This is a genomic window from Pseudomonas syringae (genome assembly GCF_021606685.1).
Taxonomy (GTDB): domain Bacteria; phylum Pseudomonadota; class Gammaproteobacteria; order Pseudomonadales; family Pseudomonadaceae; genus Aquipseudomonas; species Aquipseudomonas syringae_R.
Genome location: NZ_WKCB01000071.1, coordinates 1 through 19,128, shown reverse-complemented (window position 1 = coordinate 19,128; position 19,128 = coordinate 1). Strand labels below are relative to the sequence as shown.

15 protein-coding genes and 1 tRNA gene are annotated in these 19,128 nt (G+C 61.1%); 4 read left to right on the top strand and 12 right to left on the bottom strand.

All coding sequences use genetic code 11. From position 1 onward, the window contains the following. Positions 1-10: 10 nt before the first annotated feature. From pqqB to GIW02_RS21745, 6 genes are all read right to left on the bottom strand, one after another. Positions 11-922, bottom strand: a complete 912-nt coding sequence (gene pqqB / locus GIW02_RS21770) for a pyrroloquinoline quinone biosynthesis protein PqqB (protein ID WP_236410697.1) — start codon at positions 920-922, stop codon at positions 11-13. 71 nt (positions 923-993) lie between these two features. After that, positions 994-1,068 carry a pyrroloquinoline quinone precursor peptide PqqA gene (pqqA, locus tag GIW02_RS21765; RefSeq protein ID WP_003194766.1) on the bottom strand — a complete coding sequence of 25 codons (75 nt, stop codon included), beginning with the start codon at positions 1,066-1,068 and terminating at the stop codon, positions 994-996. Positions 1,069-1,227: 159 nt separating this feature from the next. Beyond that, positions 1,228-3,576 (bottom strand): pyrroloquinoline quinone biosynthesis protein PqqF, encoded by a 2,349-nt coding sequence (gene pqqF / locus GIW02_RS21760; RefSeq protein ID WP_236410704.1) that lies wholly within the window; start codon positions 3,574-3,576, stop codon positions 1,228-1,230. Positions 3,577-3,635: 59 nt separating this feature from the next. After that, a complete protein-coding gene (locus GIW02_RS21755; protein ID WP_236410696.1) occupies positions 3,636-4,430 on the bottom strand; it encodes a carbon-nitrogen hydrolase family protein in 795 nt (264 codons plus the stop codon). A gap of 10 nt (positions 4,431-4,440) precedes the next feature. Next, complete coding sequence (locus tag GIW02_RS21750) at positions 4,441-6,144, bottom strand: NAD(P)/FAD-dependent oxidoreductase (RefSeq protein ID WP_236410695.1); 1,704 nt, start codon at positions 6,142-6,144, stop codon at positions 4,441-4,443. A 146-nt stretch (positions 6,145-6,290) separates the two neighbouring features. After that, positions 6,291-6,737 carry an Lrp/AsnC family transcriptional regulator gene (locus GIW02_RS21745; protein WP_027605929.1) on the bottom strand — a complete coding sequence of 149 codons (447 nt, stop codon included), beginning with the start codon at positions 6,735-6,737 and terminating at the stop codon, positions 6,291-6,293. A gap of 168 nt (positions 6,738-6,905) precedes the next feature. On the opposite strand from GIW02_RS21745, the gene GIW02_RS21740 reads away from it, so the two are divergent. Beyond that, complete coding sequence (locus tag GIW02_RS21740) at positions 6,906-7,592, top strand: glycosyltransferase family 25 protein (protein WP_236410694.1); 687 nt, start codon at positions 6,906-6,908, stop codon at positions 7,590-7,592. 63 nt (positions 7,593-7,655) lie between these two features. Here GIW02_RS21740 and GIW02_RS21735 read toward each other — a convergent pair. The 5 genes from GIW02_RS21735 to rpsU all read right to left on the bottom strand — a co-directional run bounded on the left by GIW02_RS21735 (position 7,656) and on the right by rpsU (position 16,171). After that, positions 7,656-7,732 (bottom strand) — tRNA-Ile (locus tag GIW02_RS21735). A 15-nt stretch (positions 7,733-7,747) separates the two neighbouring features. After that, entirely contained in the window at positions 7,748-11,491 is a 3,744-nt protein-coding gene (locus GIW02_RS21730; protein WP_236410693.1) for a bifunctional diguanylate cyclase/phosphodiesterase, read from the bottom strand. A gap of 135 nt (positions 11,492-11,626) precedes the next feature. Further along, positions 11,627-13,477: an RNA polymerase sigma factor RpoD gene (gene rpoD / locus GIW02_RS21725; protein ID WP_236410692.1), complete on the bottom strand. Its 1,851-nt coding sequence runs from the start codon at positions 13,475-13,477 to the stop codon at positions 11,627-11,629. Positions 13,478-13,544: 67 nt separating this feature from the next. Further along, on the bottom strand, positions 13,545-15,515 hold the full coding sequence (gene dnaG / locus GIW02_RS21720; RefSeq protein WP_236410691.1) for a DNA primase: 1,971 nt from the start codon (positions 15,513-15,515) through the stop codon (positions 13,545-13,547). Between the two features lie 440 nt (positions 15,516-15,955). Beyond that, positions 15,956-16,171, bottom strand: coding sequence for a 30S ribosomal protein S21 (rpsU, locus tag GIW02_RS21715; RefSeq protein ID WP_002551877.1), 216 nt, complete (start codon positions 16,169-16,171; stop codon positions 15,956-15,958). Between the two features lie 203 nt (positions 16,172-16,374). Between rpsU and tsaD the strand changes: the two genes are divergently transcribed. Further along, positions 16,375-17,400: a tRNA (adenosine(37)-N6)-threonylcarbamoyltransferase complex transferase subunit TsaD gene (tsaD, locus tag GIW02_RS21710; protein WP_101273268.1), complete on the top strand. Its 1,026-nt coding sequence runs from the start codon at positions 16,375-16,377 to the stop codon at positions 17,398-17,400. Between the two features lie 55 nt (positions 17,401-17,455). On the opposite strand, the gene plsY is transcribed toward tsaD, so the two are convergent. After that, positions 17,456-18,025, bottom strand: a complete 570-nt coding sequence (gene plsY, locus GIW02_RS21705) for a glycerol-3-phosphate 1-O-acyltransferase PlsY (protein ID WP_236410690.1) — start codon at positions 18,023-18,025, stop codon at positions 17,456-17,458. Between the two features lie 72 nt (positions 18,026-18,097). Between plsY and folB the strand changes: the two genes are divergently transcribed. Both folB and folK read left to right on the top strand, forming a co-directional pair. After that, entirely contained in the window at positions 18,098-18,451 is a 354-nt protein-coding gene (gene folB, locus GIW02_RS21700) for a dihydroneopterin aldolase (RefSeq protein ID WP_236410689.1), read from the top strand. Then, a complete protein-coding gene (gene folK, locus GIW02_RS21695; protein WP_236410688.1) occupies positions 18,442-18,960 on the top strand; it encodes a 2-amino-4-hydroxy-6-hydroxymethyldihydropteridine diphosphokinase in 519 nt (172 codons plus the stop codon). The genes folB and folK overlap by 10 nt, the downstream gene beginning before the upstream one ends. The last annotated feature ends 168 nt before the right edge of the window (positions 18,961-19,128 follow it).

Sequence of the window (19,128 nt, the reverse complement as noted above, 5' to 3'; positions counted from 1 at the left end):
GGGTCAGCTCCTACAATTGAATGCTCATGCCGTCGTAAGCAACTTCGACATTGCGCCGCACCAACTCGGCCCGCTCGGGGGAGTCTTCATCGAGGATCGGGTTGGTGTTGTTGATGTGGATAAGCACCTTGCGCTGCTTGGGCAATTGCTCCAGCACCTCAAGCATGCCGCCGGGGCCATTCTGCGCCAGGTGTCCCATCTCGCGGCCGGTGCGCGTGCCAACGCCACGGCGCTGCATCTCATCGTCATCCCACATCGTGCCGTCCACCAGCAGGCAGTCGCTGCCGGCCATGATCTCCAGCAGCGGCGCGTCGACCTTGCCCAGGCCCGGGGCGTAGAACAGTTTGCCGCCGGTGCGCAGGTCTTCGACGATCAGGCCGATGTTGTCGCCAGGGTGCGGGTCGAAGCGGTGCGGCGAGTAGGGCGGTGCGGCGCTGCGCAGTGGCAGCGGGGTGAAACGCAGGTTGGGGCAGGCCGGAATGGTGAAGCTGGCGTCCAGCTCGATTCGGTTCCAGGCCAGGCCGCCGTTCCAATGAGTGAGCATGGTGAACAGCGGGAAGCCGGTGCTCAGGTCTTCGTGGACCATGTCGGTGCACCACACTTGGTGCGGGCAGCCTTCGCGCAGACTCAGCAGGCCGGTGGTGTGGTCGATCTGGCTGTCCATCAGGATGATCGCGCTGATACCGGTATCACGCCGGGCGCGGCCAGGTTGCATCGGTGCAAAGCCCTGAAGTTGCGCGCGGATATCCGGCGAGGCATTGCACAGCACCCAATTGACGCCGTCGTCGGAGATCGCGATGGACGACTGCGTGCGCGCCTGGGCCCGCAGGCTACCGTCGCGAAAGCCTGCGCAGTTCACGCAGTTGCAGTTCCACTGCGGAAAACCACCGCCGGCGGCGGAACCTAGAATCTGGACAAACATGGCCGCTCCATCAAACAAAGCTCAAAACAAAAACGCCCCGGGCGAACCGAGGCGTTGTATTACCCAGCGGATTAGCGGCTGGCGAAGTACATGGTGACTTCGAAACCGATGCGCAGATCAGTGTAAGCAGGTTTGGACCAAGTCATATTCATACTCCTACGAAGGGATGGGACGTTCACTACCAAGTAATACATATAGTCCACCTCCAGCCGGAGATGTTCAGATGTGTGCTAGGGAATGTTACTCAATTCTTTTCAAGTTAGCGCTGTCTTGATGGAAAAAGCCTTTTGCAGGGGCGGCAACGATCAGCGTGCCGCGTGCCAGGCATCGTTGATACGCGGACCGTTGGCAACACACCGCCAGCCGCCTTGGGCGTCGTTCAATTGTTGGCTGGCATGCTGCAGGTGTTCCCGAGTGCAGGCCTGTATCGCCCGTTGCAGCTGTACCAGGTAATCCGACGGATGACCCGCCAGGTGCGCATGCCACAGCAGGTCGGCGGCGTGTGCGTGGGGCAGCGTCTGCGCACAAAACTGCTGCGCCAGCGCCAGGTTGCCCAGGTCGTCGCTGCTGTCGATCAGCACCGGCAGTTGTTTGAGGAAGGTTTGCAGGTGATCAACGATGCCCTCAAGAGATACGCTGGGGGACTGCACGCCGAATAGCAGACCGGTCTGGCCGTTTATCTGTCGGATGCCGCTGAACACGGCGTAGCCGATTTGCAGCTCTACCCGCAGGCGTTGGTAGAACGGTGCCTGGAGCCGATGGCCGAGCAGTCGCCATGCGGCTTCGTCCGCCAGCGACTGGCTTGGTGCCGGGCAAAACAGCAGCAAGGCCGCCTCATTGCCTTGGGTGTTAACCTCATGCCACAGGCGTTGGCCGCCTAAAGTCGCAAGGGCGTGTTCGAGGGTCGCAGGCTGGCCTGGCAAACGCGCCGCGGCTGTTTTGATCGCGGCTTCGTACGTGGCAGGAAAACCCATCCCCAAGCCTTGCCAGCGGGCGTTGGCCCACGATGCAGGCGGGGCAGCCATGGCAGCGCCGCATGCGGGCAGCGCTTTGAGCAATTCTCGAATGGCTATCATCGACGCGGGGGCGGGTTGAGCCGGTAGCGGTTGGTTCAGCCGGTGCACCAACGCGTCCAACACGGCTGGCATGGGCTCGTTCAGGCCGAGCATTTTTACCAGGCAGTCATTGCCCTGGCTTTCGAACGACAATTCGACGCCCGCCTGCCGGGCATTCTCGTGCAAGGACAGCACTGCGCCGTCCACCCCGGCAGGCGCCGACTGCCAGTGCAGATACAGCGCACTTTCATCGCTGTCGGCCCCCAACGCCTGGCTGAAGGTCAGGGCCGACGCCTCCCGACGCCCGCGTGAACGGTCCTGGGCAAACGTGCGCAAGCCGCGGTGAGCGCTGGTTTGGCCGCGAATCAGGCCCGCGCGCTCTTCCTTCACCGGCGGGCGCAGGAACGGGTTATGCGGTGGTAGCTGCCAGGGGTGTCGGGAGGGGGGAAGCGGCAGCGCATCGAGCATGGCCTTGAGGGCGCCGACAGCGTGGTCCGACAGGTCCTGGCTTGCGTTTCGGGCCAACGCCAGGGCGCCTTGGACCTGTTGTTGGCGCGCGTTCAGCAAGGCGAATTCTTCGCGCAACGGCGTCCAATCGCTGTGTGCGAAAAAGCTCAACCAGTCATGCAGCAACGCGTCGATTTGCGTCGCTGAATCGCTGTGAGTGTCGAGGGAAAAGTCGATAGCCAGCAGCGCTTGCCCGGCGAAGTGATACAGCACACTCGCCTGCATTGCGGTGACCAGCGTGCGGGCTTTGAGCTCAGCCAACAGCCCGCCCGGCGCCGAGGCGTTGAGCCAGGTGCAGAGAAACTCCAGCGCCTCGCGGGGCGCATCAGCGGTAATGACCTGATGCAAGTGGTGATTGGCGCAGTATTGATAGGCGCGTGCCTGGCCTGGCATCAGTGCGGGTGGAGCGCTTTGTGGGTGGTAAGGGCCTGCGGCCAGCGCCTCGCTGAACTGCTGCGCCAAGGCTTCCAGTTCTTCCAACGGCTGCGGCCCGGCCAGGCTCAAGGTCATCTGCCCACTCTGATAAAAGTGCGCGTGGAATGCCCGCAATGCCTGCTGAAAGGCCTCACGTTCCACCGGCAGGCTGTCGCGGTTGCCCGCATGGAAGCCCCGCAACGGGTGATCCGCCGCCAGGCCTTCCAGCAACGCGACCTGCTGTTGCGCCTTGGCGTCCTGGGACCACGCGACAAACTCGGCCTCCAGCACTTCGCGCTCGCGCAGTTGGTCCTCCAGCGTCAGGCGCGGGTGGGTCAGCATGTCGGCCAACTGCTCCAGCCCACCGGAAAACGTCGCGACCGGCAGTTCAAAGAAGAACTCCGTGGTGCGCTCGCGGGTGCTGGCATTGACCTGGCCGCCATGCCGTTGCACGTAGGCCATCAACCCTTCGCTCGTGGGAAAACGCTCGGTACCGAGGAACAGCAGGTGTTCGAGGAAATGTGCCAGCCCCGGCCACTCCAGCGGCACGTCGTGGCTGCCGGCCGCCACCCGCAGAACAGCGGCACAACGCTTCAAGCGCGGCGCATGTTGCAAGGTAACCCGCAAGCCGTTGGCCAGGGTCAGGTGAAGGTGATGAGGGTGGGCCAGCGCAGGCATGGGCACTTCCGAAACGTAGAATGTGCCCATGTTAACAAACCGCTCACAAACCGGCTGGATCAGGGCTTGTGCAGTGCACCGTATAACTCGGGGCGACGGTCTTGCAGATAGTGGTTGGCGGCGCGCGCGTCGAGGATCGATTGGCGATCCAGTGTGCCGACGATCAAGGCTTCATCCAGGCCCGCCTGGGCGATTCGCTGGCCATCCGGCGCGGCGATGCTGCTTTGCCCGCAGTACTGGATATCGCCTTCGTGGCCGCAGTAATTGGCGTAGGCCACGTAGCACTGGTTCTCGAAGGCACGCGCCCGCACAGTCACGTCAGCCACAAAGTCGAACGGCACCATGTTAGCCGTAGGCACCAGGATCAGTTCGGCGCCGGCCAGGGCCAGGCGCCGGGTGTTTTCGGGGAACTCAAGGTCGTAGCAGATCAGGAAGCCGAGTTTCCAGCCATTGAGTTCCACCAGCGGGAAGTCGTCACCCCCGGCGCTGAACATTGAGTGGTCGAGGTCGCCGAACAGGTGGGTCTTGCGGTAGTTGCACACACGCTGGCCGTGGGCGTCGATCAACTGCACGGCGTTGTAGATCTGCCCATCCTGGGCCCGCTCCGGATAACCGTACAGAATCGCCAGGCCGGCGCTTCTCGCCAGCTCGGCAATGGCCTGCGCCGACTCCCCGTCCTGCGCCTCGGCCAGGGCGCCAACTGCCTCGGCGCCGATGTTGTACCCGCTGAGGAACATCTCCGGCAGCACCAGCACATCGGCGTCGGACGCCTCATGTGCCAGTTGGTGCAGACGCTTGAGGTTGCCGGCGACATCCAGCGGCAGCGGGGGGCATTGGTACAGGGCGACGCGCATGCTCAACTCCTTAATCGGCCAGGGCGATTGGCCCGATTTCATCAAACACATCACCCGGCCCAGGGTTTTCTGGGTGAGTGCTGCCGCCAAAGTGGGTCATGATGCCCCACACCGCGTTCAGCGAGGTTTGCACCGCGCCTTCGACCCAGGCCGGGGTCCACGAAACGTCGTCACCGGCGATAAAGATCCCGCGTTGTTCGGCGGGCATGTCCTTCTGCATGAAGTGCGCGTACATCCGCTGGTTGTAGCGATAGTGACCCGGCAGTGCGCCCTTGAAGGCGCCGAGGAAATGCGGGTCGGCTTCCCAGGACACGGTGATCGGGTCGCCGATGATGCGCGCCTTGATGTCGACCTTGGGGTAGATCTTTTTCAGCGCGTCGAGGGCCAGCTTCACCCGCTTGTCGATGGGCTGCGGGAGCATTTTCAACGCGTCGCTCATCCACGAGTACGACAGGCAGATCACGCCGGGCTTGTCGTCACCATTGTCGAACAGGTAAGTGCCACGGGTCAGCCGGTCGGTGAGGGTCATGCTCATAAGGTCGCGGCCGGTTTCCGGGTCTTTGTCTTTCCAGAAGGGGCGATCAACCATCACGAAGGTTTTCGACGACTGCATGTAACGCGTGCGGTCCAGGGCCATCCACATCTTTTGCGAGAACAGTGTCTCATCGCATTCGATCTGAGTGGTCAGCAGCCAGCTTTGGCAGGTGGTGAGCACGGCGGCGTATTCACGGGTGTCGCCGTAATTGTCGGTGACTGCGAAGCGGCCATCGGCGGCGTGGGCGATGCGTTTGACCCCGGCGCGCGGCGCACCCCGGTGCAACGAGCTGAGGCTGGTGCCCGCCGGCCAGTGCGCGCAACGCTCCGGCACGTGACGCCAGATGCCCATGGGCACCTGGGCCACGCCGCCGACCACCAGGTGCTGGTGGTCGTCGCAGTTGGTCATTACTACGCGGAAAATTTCGAGCATAGAGTTGGGGAAGTCCGAGTCCCAGCCGCCGGTGCCGAACCCGACCTGGCCAAACACTTCGCGGTGCAGGAACGAGAGCTTGGCGAACGCCTTGGAGGTGGCGACAAAGTCGTAGAACGTGCGGTCGTCCCACAAGGGCACCAGCTTGTTCCACAGCGCCTTGAGGCGTGGTACGTCACGGTCGCGGATGGCTTGCTGGATATCACCGAACTGCGAACCGGCCTCCAGCGCGTCGGCCCAGGCGTCAGCCACCTCCTGGAACAGCACCGGTAGATCGGACAGTTTTTGTGCGTAGTGGGTCTGGCCTTCGAGGTCGATCACGGTGCTGCCGGACGCCGGGGTCAGCGGGTTGGGGAAAGGCTTGGTTTCCAGCCCGAGCTTGTCCACATAGTGGTAAAAGGCGGTGGATGACACCGGAAAGCGCATGCCACCCAGTTCGGCGATGATCCCTTCAGCGCCTTCAAACGCCTGGGAGCGCAGGCGGCCGCCCATTTTCGAGGCTTCGTACACCACGGGCTTGAGGCCCAGTTTCATCAGCTCATAGGCGGCAACCAGGCCGGCGATTCCGGCACCGACTATCGCTACTTCGGCGCCATGGTTGGCGGCAGGGATGCTGCCCAGCCCAGCCGGGTGCTCGATCCAGTCATCAAAGGCAAACGGGAAATCCGGGCCGAAAACGGTGATCGGCTTTTTGCCGTCTGCCGGATGGCGGTTGGTCTTGCTGACGGTGCTGGACGGAATGCTCATGGCTGACCTTACTGACGGCTCGGCGGGGCGTGACCCGCTGAGTATAGGAAAAGATGGCAACCAGTTTAGGCAGCGTTGCGCTCGTTAATAAGACGCAATGTGTCGTCAAAATGAATTGTTTTTAGTCAATGTGACGAGGTTGATGATCAGATTGGTTGCCCGCGATCCAGTTTGTTACTGAGGATGATCGAGGTCGTGGTTTTTTCCACGCCATCGACGCTGCCGATCTGGTCCAGCAGTTGGTCCAACTGCTCCGGCGAATCAGTGCGCAGCCAGGCCACGTAATCAAACTCGCCACTCACCGCGCACAGCTGTTGCACCTGGGCCATGGCACTCAGCCTGCGCAGCACCTCTTTGCCCGAGCGCGGTTGTACGGTGATGCCCACATAGGCCTGCAAGCCACCGTCGACTACGCGCTGGCCCAAGCGCACGCCATAACCGGTGATGACCTGGGTTTTTTCCAGCCGTGCCAGGCGCGACGTCACCGTCGTGCGTGCGATGCCCAATTGCCGAGCTAGCATGGCCACGCTTTCGCGCGCGTTGATCTGCAGGGCGGCGATCAGTTGGCGATCGATTTCATCTAGGACGGGCAAGGGAATCTCCAGTGCAAGCGGCAATGGGCTGGCATGTTACAGGCTTGTGCCTTTACAGCCGACGTCCCACAGAGTTTTAGGATCTGTCTGGCATCCAAACAGGCAATGTCGTTCCGATCATAGCCATACCCTGAGCACTGGGCTGCAGGGAGCTATCGAGACACTCTTGTGGGACTTTTTCGGCGCACGCCCCTTGGCCATTCTTCTGGCATTTTGTTCGATGTAGACCGGGTGTTTTGCATTTCGCTGCGTGGGCGCGCCGACAGGCGAGCACTGTTCGAGCAGGCGGTTACCCCGCTCATTGGTAATTCGATCGAGTTCTTCATTGTCGAGCCCTGCGCCGATCCGGTCCAGGGATGCTACGAGTCGCACCAGGCCATCGCCGCTAAAGCATTGAGTGAGGGGTGGCAGCGAGTGCTGATTTTTGAAGATGACGCCAAACCCTACACCCTCAACGTCAGGCAAGTCCGTTGGATCAACCGGTTTCTGCGGCAGGGTCGATTTGAAGCGCTGCACCTGGGCTACACCATGGGCCGTACCTGGATGACCTGGTTCCCCTACATTGCGCGCGGCCAGGTCGTGGCGCTGCACGCGTACGTACTTTCTCGTGACGGTTGCCAGGTATTAGCTGAAACACCGTATGACGGCATGCCCATAGACGTCATGTTCAAGCGCAACATCAAGCAGCATTGCGTCTTCCCCATGTTGTTCCGCCAGCAGCCCGCAGCGCTGACGGGCAGTAACATCGAAGCCTGCGCCAGCAACGATGACGCATGGTGGCAGCGAAACTGGCGCAAACACCGGCTGTCACCGCTCAAGAATATAGGCAGGACGCTGCTGCGCATCAGGTTTTGAGAGAGGCTAGAAACAACAGGTGCCAGAAACGACAAAAGCCGCGCAATGCGCGGCTTTCATGTTTGGTGGGCCCAGCAGGACTCGAACCTGCGACCAAGGGATTATGAGTCCCCTGCTCTAACCAACTGAGCTATAGGCCCTCAGTAGGTCGCGGATTATAGCGATGGTTTCCCTGCTGTGCCATCCGAAAAATCCTCAATGCTTATACGAAGAAACGTTGCCGCAAAAAGCTCCGGTGGGAGCGGCAGGCTGACGATGTAGCCTTGCATCTGTTCGCAGCCTTCGGCGGCGAGGAAGGCTTGCTGCGCCAGGTTCTCCACACCTTCGGCGATGATGGTGAATTGCATGCTGTGGCCGAGGGCGATGATGGCGCGCACGATCGCGGCGTCATGGGGGTCGTCGGGCAGGCCGCGAACGAAGGATTGGTCGATCTTGAGGAAGTCCAGAGGCAGGCGCTTGAGGTAGCTGAGGGACGAATAGCCGGTGCCGAAGTCATCGATGGCCAGTTGCACGCCCAGGCTTTTGAGTTGGTGCAGGACTGTCAGTGCCTCTTCGGCCTGGCTCATGATGAAGTTTTCGGTGATCTCCAGTTGCAGCTTGCCGGGGTCGAGGTGGTAGTCGCGCAATAGCTGTTCGATACGGCCCAGCAGGCCTGGGTGACGCAATTGCGCGCCCGCGAGGTTGACCGACAGGGGGCCGAAACCCTCGAAGACCGTTTGCCACGCGTGCATCTGTCGGCAGGCCTGTTCCAGCACCCAGTCACCTATCTGCAGGATCATGCCGTTCTCTTCGGCCAGGGCAATGAAGTGTTCGGGGGGCACGTCGCCAAACGTAGGATGGTGCCAGCGGATCAACGCTTCGGCGCCGATCAGTGCCTGCGTCTCCAGGCTCAGTTTGGGTTGGTAATACAGGGTCAGCTCATTGCGCTCGATGGCGCGGCGCAGTTCGTGCTCAAGCGCCAAGCGTTCGTTGGCCTGGGCGGTGAGGTCGCGGGTGTAGCTTTCGACACGGTTACGGCCCTTGGCCTTGGAGCGGTACATCGCCGCGTCGGCGTTTTTGACCAGGGTCGCAACGTCCGTGCCGTCTTCGGGGTATAGGCTGGTGCCAATGCTGGCGCTGATAAAAAATTCGTGTTCGCCCGCCTGGAAGGGCGAGGTGAAGCAGGCCAGCAGCTTATTCGCCAGGTGTTGAGCGTCGCTGGCTTGCTGCAGGCCGGGGAGCAGAATAATGAATTCGTCGCCGCCCAGGCGCGCGACGGTGTCGATGTCCCGCAGTTGCTCTTTGAGGCGCACGGCGATGTCTTTGAGCAGCAGGTCACCGATCGGGTGGCCGAGGCTATCGTTGATGTGTTTGAAGCGGTCCAGGTCCAGAAACAGCACTGCGCCCTGTTTGCCGGTTTCCTGATGGCCGTTCAGCGCAGCCTGCAATCGGCTTTCAAACAGCGTGCGGTTGGGTAGGCCGGTCAGCGGGTCGTGGTGCGCCTGGTAGTCCAGGCGGGCCTGGGCCAGCTTGAGGCTGGAGATGTCGGCAAACACGGCCACAAAGTGGGTGATCAGTTGGTCGCGGTTGCGCACGGCGCTGATGGTCAGCCAACTGGGGTACAGCTCGCCATTTTTGCGCCGGTTGGAAATCTCGCCCTGCCAATGGCCTTGCGCCGTCAACTGGTGCCACATCGCTGCATAGAACGCGCTGTCGTGCAGGCCTGAGGCGAGAAGGCGCGGGGTGCTGCCGAGGGCTTCGGCCTCGCTGTAGCCGGTAATCTCGCTGAAGGCGCGGTTCACGGCGCTGATGTTCTGCCGGATGTCGGTGATCAATACGCCTTCGGCAGTGCTCTCGAACACCGTGGCGGCCTGTTGCAGTTTTTCCTGCATCAATTGGCGTTCGGTAATGTCTCGCGCAATGGTCAGCATGCAGTCGTCGTCGCCGATCGGCAGCGGGCGGCTGGACAATTCGCACAGGCGAATCTGGCCATCGCTGCGGCGTATATGGCAGATGAAGTCACGCACAAAGCCATCGCGCGCCATCAGCTCGAGCATGTGTTTGCGTTCGTCGAGGTCGACCCAGATGCCCAGGTCCAGGGTTGATTGGTCGAGGGATGCCGCGCTGTTGAAACCGGTGATGCGGCTGAACCCGTCGTTCACTTCAATCAATAGGCCATCGCGCTGGCGGCTCAACAGCAAGCCGTCGGGTGAAGCATGGAACGCCTTGGCGAATTTCTCTTCGGACGTTTGCAGTTGTTGCTGGGTTTCCTTGAGCTGGGTGATATCGCGCACCACCACCACGATGGCTTCAGTGGTGTCGAGTTGAAAGGGTTCTGCGGAAATCAGGCCGGTAAACGATTGGCCATTGCTGCGCAGGAAGGGCATTTCCAGGTTGCGGATGCTGGTGGTTTGCACCCGTCTCAACAGGTCCGGGCCTATGCCCGGGATGCCCCAGATATTCAGCGTGGTGGCGGTTTTGCCGATGACGTCTTCGGCGCTCAGGCCAACCTGATCCTCGAACGCTTTATTGACCTCCAGCAGGCAACCGTCCGATAGGCGTGCGATCACCAGGATGTCCGGGCACTGCTGGAACACCGAGGCAAACTTCTGCTCGGACAGCTGCAACGCTTCCTCGGTGCGCTTGGCCTCACTGATATCAATCATCAAACCGCGCAGTACCGGCTCGTGGCCGTGTTCGATCAGGCTGACAATGTCACGTACCCACAAACAACGGCCGTCTGCGGTGATCACGCGGTAATCGATGCTGTGATCGCGATTGGCGCGGGTTTCTCGGTAGCAATAGGATTCGGCACGCGTCAGGTCGGCGGGGTGAATGATGTTGCGCCAGAAGCCCGGAATCAGCCAATGCGCGCGCGGGTAACCGAGCAGGTCCTCGGCGTGGGGCGACACGTAGCTGTAGGTGAAATCGGTAACGCTGGCTTCCCAGGCGATGGCCGACAAGCTCTCCACCAGGCCGCGATAGTGGTATTCACTGCTGCGCAGTTCCTGTTCGAGGGCGACTCTGCGGGAGATTTCCGAGCTGAGCCGGCGATTGATCCGAATCACGATGGCCAGCACGGTGCTCAACAGCAACACGGCGGGCAGGCCATAGGTGAGCAGGTCGGTCCAAAAAGTGCGATTGTCGGTGACGCTGCCGACCCAGTGTTGCTGGATCGCGTTGGTTTCGTCGGGGCTGAGGTCGGCCAGCACTTTGTCCAGAATGCCTACCAGCATTTTGTCGTCGCGTGGCACGCCCATCGCCAATTGGTAGCGGTAGGGCGTTTCGCCACTAACGTACAGGCCGTCGAGCTTGAGTTCGCGCAAGCTCCAGACACTGGAGGCGAGGTCGCTGACCACGGCGTCCACTTCACCGGTCGCCAGGGCCTGCAGTGTGGAGCTGACGTTGGGCAGGGCCACCAGATTGAGATCCGGGTGGTGGGTGCGCAGCAGTTCGTGGGGGGCGTAGTTTTCTACCACGGCAATCTTGAGTCCGTAGAGGTCCTTGAGATTGCGCGGCCGCGCACCGCCTTCGTGGGCGAGAATCACCATCGGGAAGTCGATATAGGGCCGGGTGAAGGCCAGGTAGTTCTGGCGTTCCGGGGTCGACATGATGCTGGGGATGAGGTCGAGCTGGTTGCCGCGAGCCATTTCCAGCACTGCGCCCCAGCTCGGCGGTTCGATCAGCTTGACCCTGACACCCAGGCGGTCCTGGATCAGCCGTACGTAATCTGCGGACAAGCCTTGGTAGCGGCCATTTTCATCACGGTATTCAAAGGGCGGCCAGGAGGCGTCCACCCCAAGGCTCAGCTCATGATGGTCCGCCAGCCAGCCACGCTCATCGTCAGTAAGAGTCAACGCGCCAGCCGTCGCGGTCCAGGTCAGCAGCGACAGCAGTAACACAGTCGGCAATCTGGGCATAACGGTCTCGTTATGGCACGGGGAATGTTTCGAGTGTAGACGGGCATTGCGGGGAGGGGTGTTGCGCGGGCAGTTAATCTACACAAAGAAATCCATGCAAAACAAAACCCCCGGCCTGGGCCGGGGGTTCTGGTATCACTCGTCGAGGAAGGAGCGTAGATGCTCGCTTCGCGTCGGGTGGCGCAACTTGCGCAGCGCTTTGGCTTCGATCTGACGGATCCGCTCACGGGTCACGTCAAATTGCTTACCGACTTCCTCAAGGGTGTGGTCGGTATTCATGTCGATGCCGAAACGCATGCGCAGTACCTTGGCTTCACGGGCAGTGAGGCCGGACAGTACGTCGCGAGTTGCTTCTTTAAGGCTCTCAACGGTGGCGACATCGATTGGCGACTGCATGGTCGAGTCTTCGATGAAGTCACCCAGATGGGAGTCTTCGTCATCACCGATCGGGGTTTCCATGGAGATCGGCTCTTTAGCGATCTTCAATACCTTGCGGATTTTATCCTCAGGCATTTCCATGCGTTCGCCCAGCTCTTCCGGGGTCGGTTCGCGACCCATTTCCTGCAACATCTGCCGGGAAATACGGTTGAGCTTGTTGATCGTCTCGATCATGTGCACCGGAATACGGATGGTGCGGGCCTGGTCGGCGATCGAGCGAGTGATCGCCTGACGGATCCACCAGGTGGCATAAGTCGAGAACTTGTAGCCGCGACGGTATTCGAACTTGTCCACAGCCTTCATCAAGCCGATGTTGCCTTCCTGGATCAGATCGAGGAATTGCAGGCCACGGTTGGTGTACTTCTTGGCGATGGAGATCACCAGACGCAAGTTCGCTTCAACCATCTCTTTCTTCGCGCGGCGGGCTTTGGCCTCACCGATCGACATGCGACGGTTGATGTCCTTGATTTCTGCGATCGTCAGACCGGTTTCGGTTTCAAGCGCGGTCAGCTTCTGCTGGCAACGGATGATATCGGGCTGCAGGCGACCAATGGCTTCGGCGTATTTCGCCTTGCCTTTGGCCAGTGCATCGGTCCAGCTTTCGTCAACTTCGTTGCCCGGGAACTGGCGCAGGAAGTCGGTACGCGGCATGCGCGCATCACGAACGCAGAGCTGCATGATCGCGCGCTCTTGTGCACGCAGACGCTCAAGGGCACTGCGAACACGCTCGACCAGGCCTTCGAACTGCTTGGGCACCAGCTTGATCGGCATGAACAGCTCAGCCAGGGCCAACAGCTCGGCGATAGCCTGCTTGTTGCCACGACCGTGCTTTTTCAGGGCCTTGCGGGTGATTTCCATTTGATCGGAAACCGCACCGAAACGCTGGGCAGCGATGATCGGGTCTGGACCGCTTTCGACTTCATCTTCGTCATCGCCGCTGGCTTCAGCGTCGTCGTCTTCGGCGTCGTCGTCCGCTTTCGCGGCTTTCGCATCGACAGGCGGCGGCACTTCGGCTGCAGGCGGCGCAATGCCGTCGTCCGGGTCGATATAACCGCTCAGGACGTCGGACAGGCGGCCACCTTCGGTGGTGACGCGAGTGTACTCGGAGAGAATGTGGTCAACCGTGCCAGGGAAGTGCGCGATTGCGCCCATCACTTCACGGATACCCTCTTCAATACGCTTGGCGATTTCGATTTCGCCTTCACGTGTCAGCAACTCGACGGTGCCCATTTCACGCATATACATGCGCACAGGGTCAGTCGTGCGACCGATGTCGGTCTCCACCGCGGCCAACGCGGCAGCGGCTTCTTCAGCGGCTGCCTCGTCGGTATCGGCGTCGGCCAACATAAGGGCGTCCGCATCCGGAGCACTCTCGTGTACGGGGATCCCCATGTCGTTAATCATGCGGATGATGTCTTCCACCTGCTCTGGATCTGAAATATCCTCAGGCAGGTGGTCGTTGACCTCTGCGTAAGTCAGATACTTCTGCTCACGACCAAGGGTGATCAACTCTTTGATACGAGACTGCTGTTGCGCTTTTCCGGACATAACACCCTATCCACTGAAGGTCTTGGCGGGCAAAAAACAAGCCGAGGATTATACCCGAGCTATGACCTCACACGCCAGCTGAGGTCGGGTTTGATGCGGAAACATTCTGTTTTAAGAGGTCGCGCATCTGTTTTGCTATCTGAATCTGCTCTTCAGCCGATAATCCCGGCTGCCTCGCTCTCTTGATGAGTTCATCGAGGGTCTGCGTGTGCTGACCCGCGGATAACCTAGTAATGGTGTCTAAAAACTGTTGTTCAAGGTTGTCGCCGTCAATTAGCCACTCCTTTTCCGCGAGTGCCTTCAATAAACGGCCTTGTTCGGTGCCATGCCAACGAGCCATCAGCTGAATAGAGTTTAGCTTAGGATTTTTCTGCACGGCTTCGATCAGGGCAATCAGTACCTGGGCGTAGGTGTTGCTCGCGTTGGCAAAATGCTCGGCGCTTTCAACCCGGCCCGCCAATTGCGGGTGGTGGATGAGCGTGCGCAGCGCAATCAGCGTTGGTGCCTCTACGGCCACCGGGGTACGCGGGGCATACGCCTCATCGCGATCACCGCGCTTGCCGTTCTTGCTCCAGGGTTTCTTTTCCCACTTCTTGCCGCCGGCCCCCGGTTTCTTAGGCGTCCAGTCCTGCTGGGGCGCGAAGGCGTCCTGCGGTTGGTGGAAGTCGGCGTAGTCCGGCATGGCGTCGTAATCCATGCCAGGGTCATAGGCTGGCACAGCATCCTGCGGTGCGCTGTGCACCAGCTGGCTGACGGCTTCGCCGCTCAAACCGGTGATTTCCAGCAGGCGCTGGCGCATCAGGGTGCGCAGGTTGGCGCCGGGCACCTTGTCGATCAGCGGCGCGGCGAGGGTGGCCATGTGGGCCTTGCCCTCGAGGGAGCGCGGGTCGGCTTCTTCGGTCAATTGCTGGAAGAAGTAATCCGCCAGCGGCTGCGCATGTTGGTTGATGCGTGCGCGGAACGCGTCGGTGCCTTCGGAGCGCACCAGGGTATCCGGGTCTTCGCCTTCGGGCAGGAACAGAAAGCGCGCACGGCGCCCGTCCTGCAGGCTCGACAGCGTGGCCTCGAGCGCGCGCCAAGCGGCGTTGCGGCCGGCCTGGTCGCCGTCGAAACAGAACAGCACGCTGGGCACCACGCGGAACAGGCGCTTCAAGTGCTCTTCGCTGGTGGCGGTGCCGAGGGTGGCCACCGCGTTGCGCAGGCCTTGCTGGGCCAGGGCGATCACGTCCATGTAGCCTTCAACCACGATGATCTCATCGAGGTTGCGATTGTTCTTGCGTGCCTCGAACAGGCCGTAAAGCTCCTGGCCCTTGTGGAACACCGCTGTTTCCGGGGAGTTCAGGTACTTGGGCTTGTCGTCGCCGAGTACGCGGCCACCGAAGGCGATGATACGGCCACGGCTGTCGCGGATCGGGAACATCACGCGGTCACGGAAGCGGTCGTAGCGCTTGCCGGTCTCAGCGTTTTCCACCAGCAGGCCGGCGTCGATCATGGCTTTTTGCTGGAGCGTGTCGCTGCTCAAGTGTTTGTAGAGGTTGTCCCAGCCGGGCGGGGCGAAGCCGAGGCCGAAGTCGCGAGCGATTTCGCCGGTGAGGCCGCGACCCTTGAGGTAGTCGACTGCGGCCTTGCGCTGTGGATGGCTTTTAAGCGCCTGACGATAGAAGTCGGCAGCGGCCGTCAGCAGCGGGTACAGCGGCGAGTCGGTGGGTTGACGCGGTTTGTGCGGGCGGCCACTTTCTTCGCGGGGTATTTCCATGCCGGCGGCTTTGGCCAGGTCCTCGATAGCCTGGGGGAAGTCCAGGTTGTCGTGGTCCATGAGGAAGCCGAGGGCGTTGCCGCCCGCGCCGCAGCCGAAGCAGTAATAGAACTGCTTGTCGGGGCTGACGCTGAATGACGGGGTTTTCTCTTTGTGAAACGGGCAGCAGGCCGTGTAGTTCTTGCCGGCTTTCTTGAGTTGTACGCGCGAGCTGACAACATCGACGATGTCGGTGCGGTTCAGAAGGTCGTCAATAAAGCTCTGGGGAATCAGCCCGGCCATGGCGTTCTCGTCATCACTTTGTGTAAATGAGGGCCCGTTCAAGCGCACGCATCGAGTGGCTCGACTATAAATCGTCTACTTGAGCTGTCAGGAAGTGTATCTGCCGAACATTCGCTGACGTTAGTTTCTATCAGTGCTCGGCGAAGAAAAGTTGCCCGGGAGTCCGGTCTTGGCCTAAGGGCGGCCTCGGAAGCTCATCGAAGGGCACAGCCGACACAGTTGATCGTCTGCTTGGAAAATTAGTGTGCTCGTCAGTAGCCTTGTTAGGCTCGTCAGAAGAGACGCGCACCGCTGGCAGAAGAGCCAGTCCTGACGTGTGAAGCAGTTGTCTCGGTCGCGTGTGCGGCGTCGACGATTTGAAGCATCAAGCGATATCCGCAAATGCCAACAGCCCGGCTGAGGGCCGGGCTTGGCAGAAGCTTGCTACGAACGTCTGTGTATTAGTACAGGCGAACGGCGCGGCGCTGTTCGCGCTGAACTTTCTTGGCGTGACGCTTAACAGCGGCTGCTGCTTTACGCTTACGCTCAGAAGTTGGCTTCTCATAAAATTCGCGGCTACGAACTTCAGCCAGAACACCGGCTTTTTCGCAGGAGCGCTTGAAACGACGCAGAGCTACGTCGAAGGGTTCGTTCTCTTTTACTTTGACGGCTGGCATCCAGAGCTACCTTCTTTCATTACCGGGAATCAACGTTCTCGTCGCAAAAAATTCGCGGCTGAGGTCGTCGGTTTTTAAGGGTTGCGGATGTTAACCCCTCATTGCCCGGAATGCAAAGCCTCTGATCGAAAACCGCTAGTCGGGAGGGGGAGTGGCGACTATTATGCGCGCCTTCGAATTCAGCCTCTACAAGGCGCAAACCCATGCTAGTACTGGGACTTGAAACCTCCTGCGACGAAACCGGTGTCGCACTTTACGACAGTGAACGCGGGCTTTTGGCCGATGCACTGTTCAGTCAGATCGACCTGCACCGTGCCTATGGCGGCGTGGTGCCGGAGCTCGCCAGCCGTGATCACGTCAAGCGCATGCTGCCGTTGATCCGCCAGGTGCTCGACGAGGCCGGCTGCGTGCCGACCGAGATCGACGCGATTGCCTACACCGCGGGCCCCGGATTGGTTGGAGCCCTTCTGGTTGGGGCCTCTTGCGCCCAGGCGCTGGCGTTTGCCTGGGGCATTCCGGCCCTGGGTGTGCACCATATGGAAGGCCATTTATTGGCGCCCATGCTGGAAAAAACACCGCCGCAGTTCCCGTTCGTCGCTTTGTTGGTTTCGGGGGGGCATACGCAGCTGGTTCAGGTCGACGGCATCGGCCAATACACACTGTTGGGCGAGTCGCTGGACGACGCAGCCGGTGAAGCATTCGACAAGACGGCGAAGATGATGGGCCTCAATTATCCCGGTGGCCCGGAAATCGCCCGTCTTGCCGAAAAAGGCGTGCCGGGCCGCTACACCTTCCCGCGCCCGATGTGCGATCGGCCTGGCCTGATGTTCAGCTTCAGCGGTTTGAAAACCTCTGCGCTCAACACCTGGCAGCAGAGCGTCAGCGCCGGGGACGACAGTGAGCAAGCCCGTTGCGACATCGCGCTGGCGTTCCAGCAGGCCGTGGTGGAGACTTTGACCATCAAGTGCAAGCGGGCCCTGAAACAGGCTGGCATGCAGCGCCTGGTGATCGCCGGCGGCGTCAGCGCCAACAAGGCCTTGCGCGTTTCATTGGAGAAAATGCTCGGCGATATGAAGGGCGATGTGTTCTACGCCCGCCCGGAGTTCTGCACCGACAATGGCGCGATGATCGCCTATGCCGGTTGCCAGCGCCTGCAGGCCGGGCAGCATGAAAGCCTGGCAATCAGCGTGCAGGCGCGCTGGCCGATGGAGCAGTTGTCGCCGTTGTAGTGCCGTAGTAGCGCCGTAGTAGCGCCGTAACGTGAGCCGGGCTCATCGCGGGTATTTAAAAATGCCGTTCGCGCCCGGCAAACAGGTCGCGTAAATTGCCCCGATGGCGCCAGACGATCAGCAGTGTCAGCACGCTCATCGGCAGCAGCGCCGCCGGTTCCTGCCAGGCCAGCAGTGGCAGGGTGAGCGGGGTGGCGATCAACGCGGCCAGCGAGCTGGTACGGGTCAGGTAGAACGTGAGCAGCCAGGCAATCACGGCCAGCAACGCGGCGGGGGGGTAGATTCCCAGCAGCATGCCGGCCGCCGTGGCAACACCTTTGCCGCCGCGAAAGCGGAAGTACAGCGGAAACAGATGGCCCAGGACGGCACACACGCCGACCCAGGCCTGCTGTTGCAGGGTAAGGCCGGCGAGGCTGGCGACCAGCACGGGCAACAGCCCTTTGCAGACGTCGCCGAGCAGCGTCAGCACGGCAAGCTTCTTGCCGGCCAGGCGCAACATATTGGTGGCGCCGGCATTGCCTGAGCCACTCATTCGCGGGTCGGGGTTTCCCGTCAGGCGGCTGAGCAAAATGGCGAAGGACAGCGAGCCGAGCAGGTAGGCGAGAATCGCCAGTGACCAAAACATGCTAACTATTCCGGGCGAGGACGCCCTGATTCTAACGGGGCATCGCGCCCTTGTCGTGCTGCGGAGAAGAGCTTGGACAGAGTGTTTATCGAAGGCCTGGAAGTCGACACCGTCATCGGGGCCTACGACTGGGAACGCGGCATCAAGCAATGCCTGCGTCTGGACCTGAGCTTCGCCTGGGACAATCGCCCGGCGGCGGCGGGTGATGACCTGAGCCTGGCGCTGGATTACGCCAGTGTGTCTGCGCGTATTCAGGCCTTCGCCGAGCAGTCCCAATTCCAACTGGTGGAAACCTTCGCCGAACGCCTGGCCCAGGTGCTGATGAGTGAATTCCAGATTCCCTGGCTGCACCTCAAGTTGACCAAGCCCGGGGCCGTGCCGGCTGCCAAAGGCGTGGGCGTGGAGATCGAGCGCGGATGTCGCTAACTCAGGTTTACCTTGGCCTTGGCAGCAATATCGAGCGCGAAACCCATTTGCACGCGGGCCTCGACGCGCTGGCGAGCTTTTTGACCGACATGCGCTGTTCGGCAGTGTTCGAAAGCCAGCCGGTGGGCATCAAAAGCGGGCCGTTCTTCAATCTGGTGGTGTCGGGGTTTACCGACCTGCCGTTGATGGAGTTGGATCGCCGGCTCAAGTTCATCGAGGCTGACAATGGCCGTTATGCGCCGGACCGCAAGGGCCTGCCGTTGGATATCGACGTGCTGTTGTATGGCGATCTGGCAGGCAACTTCGACGGCCTGGTGCTGCCGCGTGCAGAGATCCTGAAAAACGCGTTTGTGCTGTGGCCGCTGTCGATGATGGCGCCGGATCGTGTGCATCCCGAAGCGGGCAAGACACTGGCCGAGCTGTGGCGCGAAGCACAGATCGATCAAGTGCTGGCGCCTGTCGCATTTGAATGGCAAAACCAGCCACTGACGCCAACGGATTTCTTGTAGCCGCCGATGCTTTTGTGGCGAGGGAGCTTGCTCCCGTTGGGCTGCGCAGCGGCCCCAAGCATTTTTGGGCGGTGCGCCCCCCCACTGGAGGAAGCCCCCCCCCCCCACAAAGGGGGGTTCTATGGGGGGGGGGGGGGTGTTTTGTGCCTCTTACCGTTGGGGCGCTCG

Coding starts and splice junctions, on each gene's coding strand:
- GIW02_RS21755 (WP_236410696.1), bottom strand. CDS start 4,430: ATGCGCGTCGCCCTGTACCAATGCCCCCCGCTGCCGCTGGATGTCGCC.
- tsaD (WP_101273268.1), top strand. CDS start 16,375: ATGCTAGTACTGGGACTTGAAACCTCCTGCGACGAAACCGGTGTCGCA.
- rpoD (WP_236410692.1), bottom strand. CDS start 13,477: ATGTCCGGAAAAGCGCAACAGCAGTCTCGTATCAAAGAGTTGATCACC.
- dnaG (WP_236410691.1), bottom strand. CDS start 15,515: ATGGCCGGGCTGATTCCCCAGAGCTTTATTGACGACCTTCTGAACCGC.
- rpsU (WP_002551877.1), bottom strand. CDS start 16,171: ATGCCAGCCGTCAAAGTAAAAGAGAACGAACCCTTCGACGTAGCTCTG.
- GIW02_RS21750 (WP_236410695.1), bottom strand. CDS start 6,144: ATGAGCATTCCGTCCAGCACCGTCAGCAAGACCAACCGCCATCCGGCA.
- folK (WP_236410688.1), top strand. CDS start 18,442: ATGTCGCTAACTCAGGTTTACCTTGGCCTTGGCAGCAATATCGAGCGC.
- pqqB (WP_236410697.1), bottom strand. CDS start 922: ATGTTTGTCCAGATTCTAGGTTCCGCCGCCGGCGGTGGTTTTCCGCAG.
- pqqF (WP_236410704.1), bottom strand. CDS start 3,576: ATGCCTGCGCTGGCCCACCCTCATCACCTTCACCTGACCCTGGCCAAC.
- plsY (WP_236410690.1), bottom strand. CDS start 18,025: ATGTTTTGGTCACTGGCGATTCTCGCCTACCTGCTCGGCTCGCTGTCC.
- GIW02_RS21730 (WP_236410693.1), bottom strand. CDS start 11,491: ATGCCCAGATTGCCGACTGTGTTACTGCTGTCGCTGCTGACCTGGACC.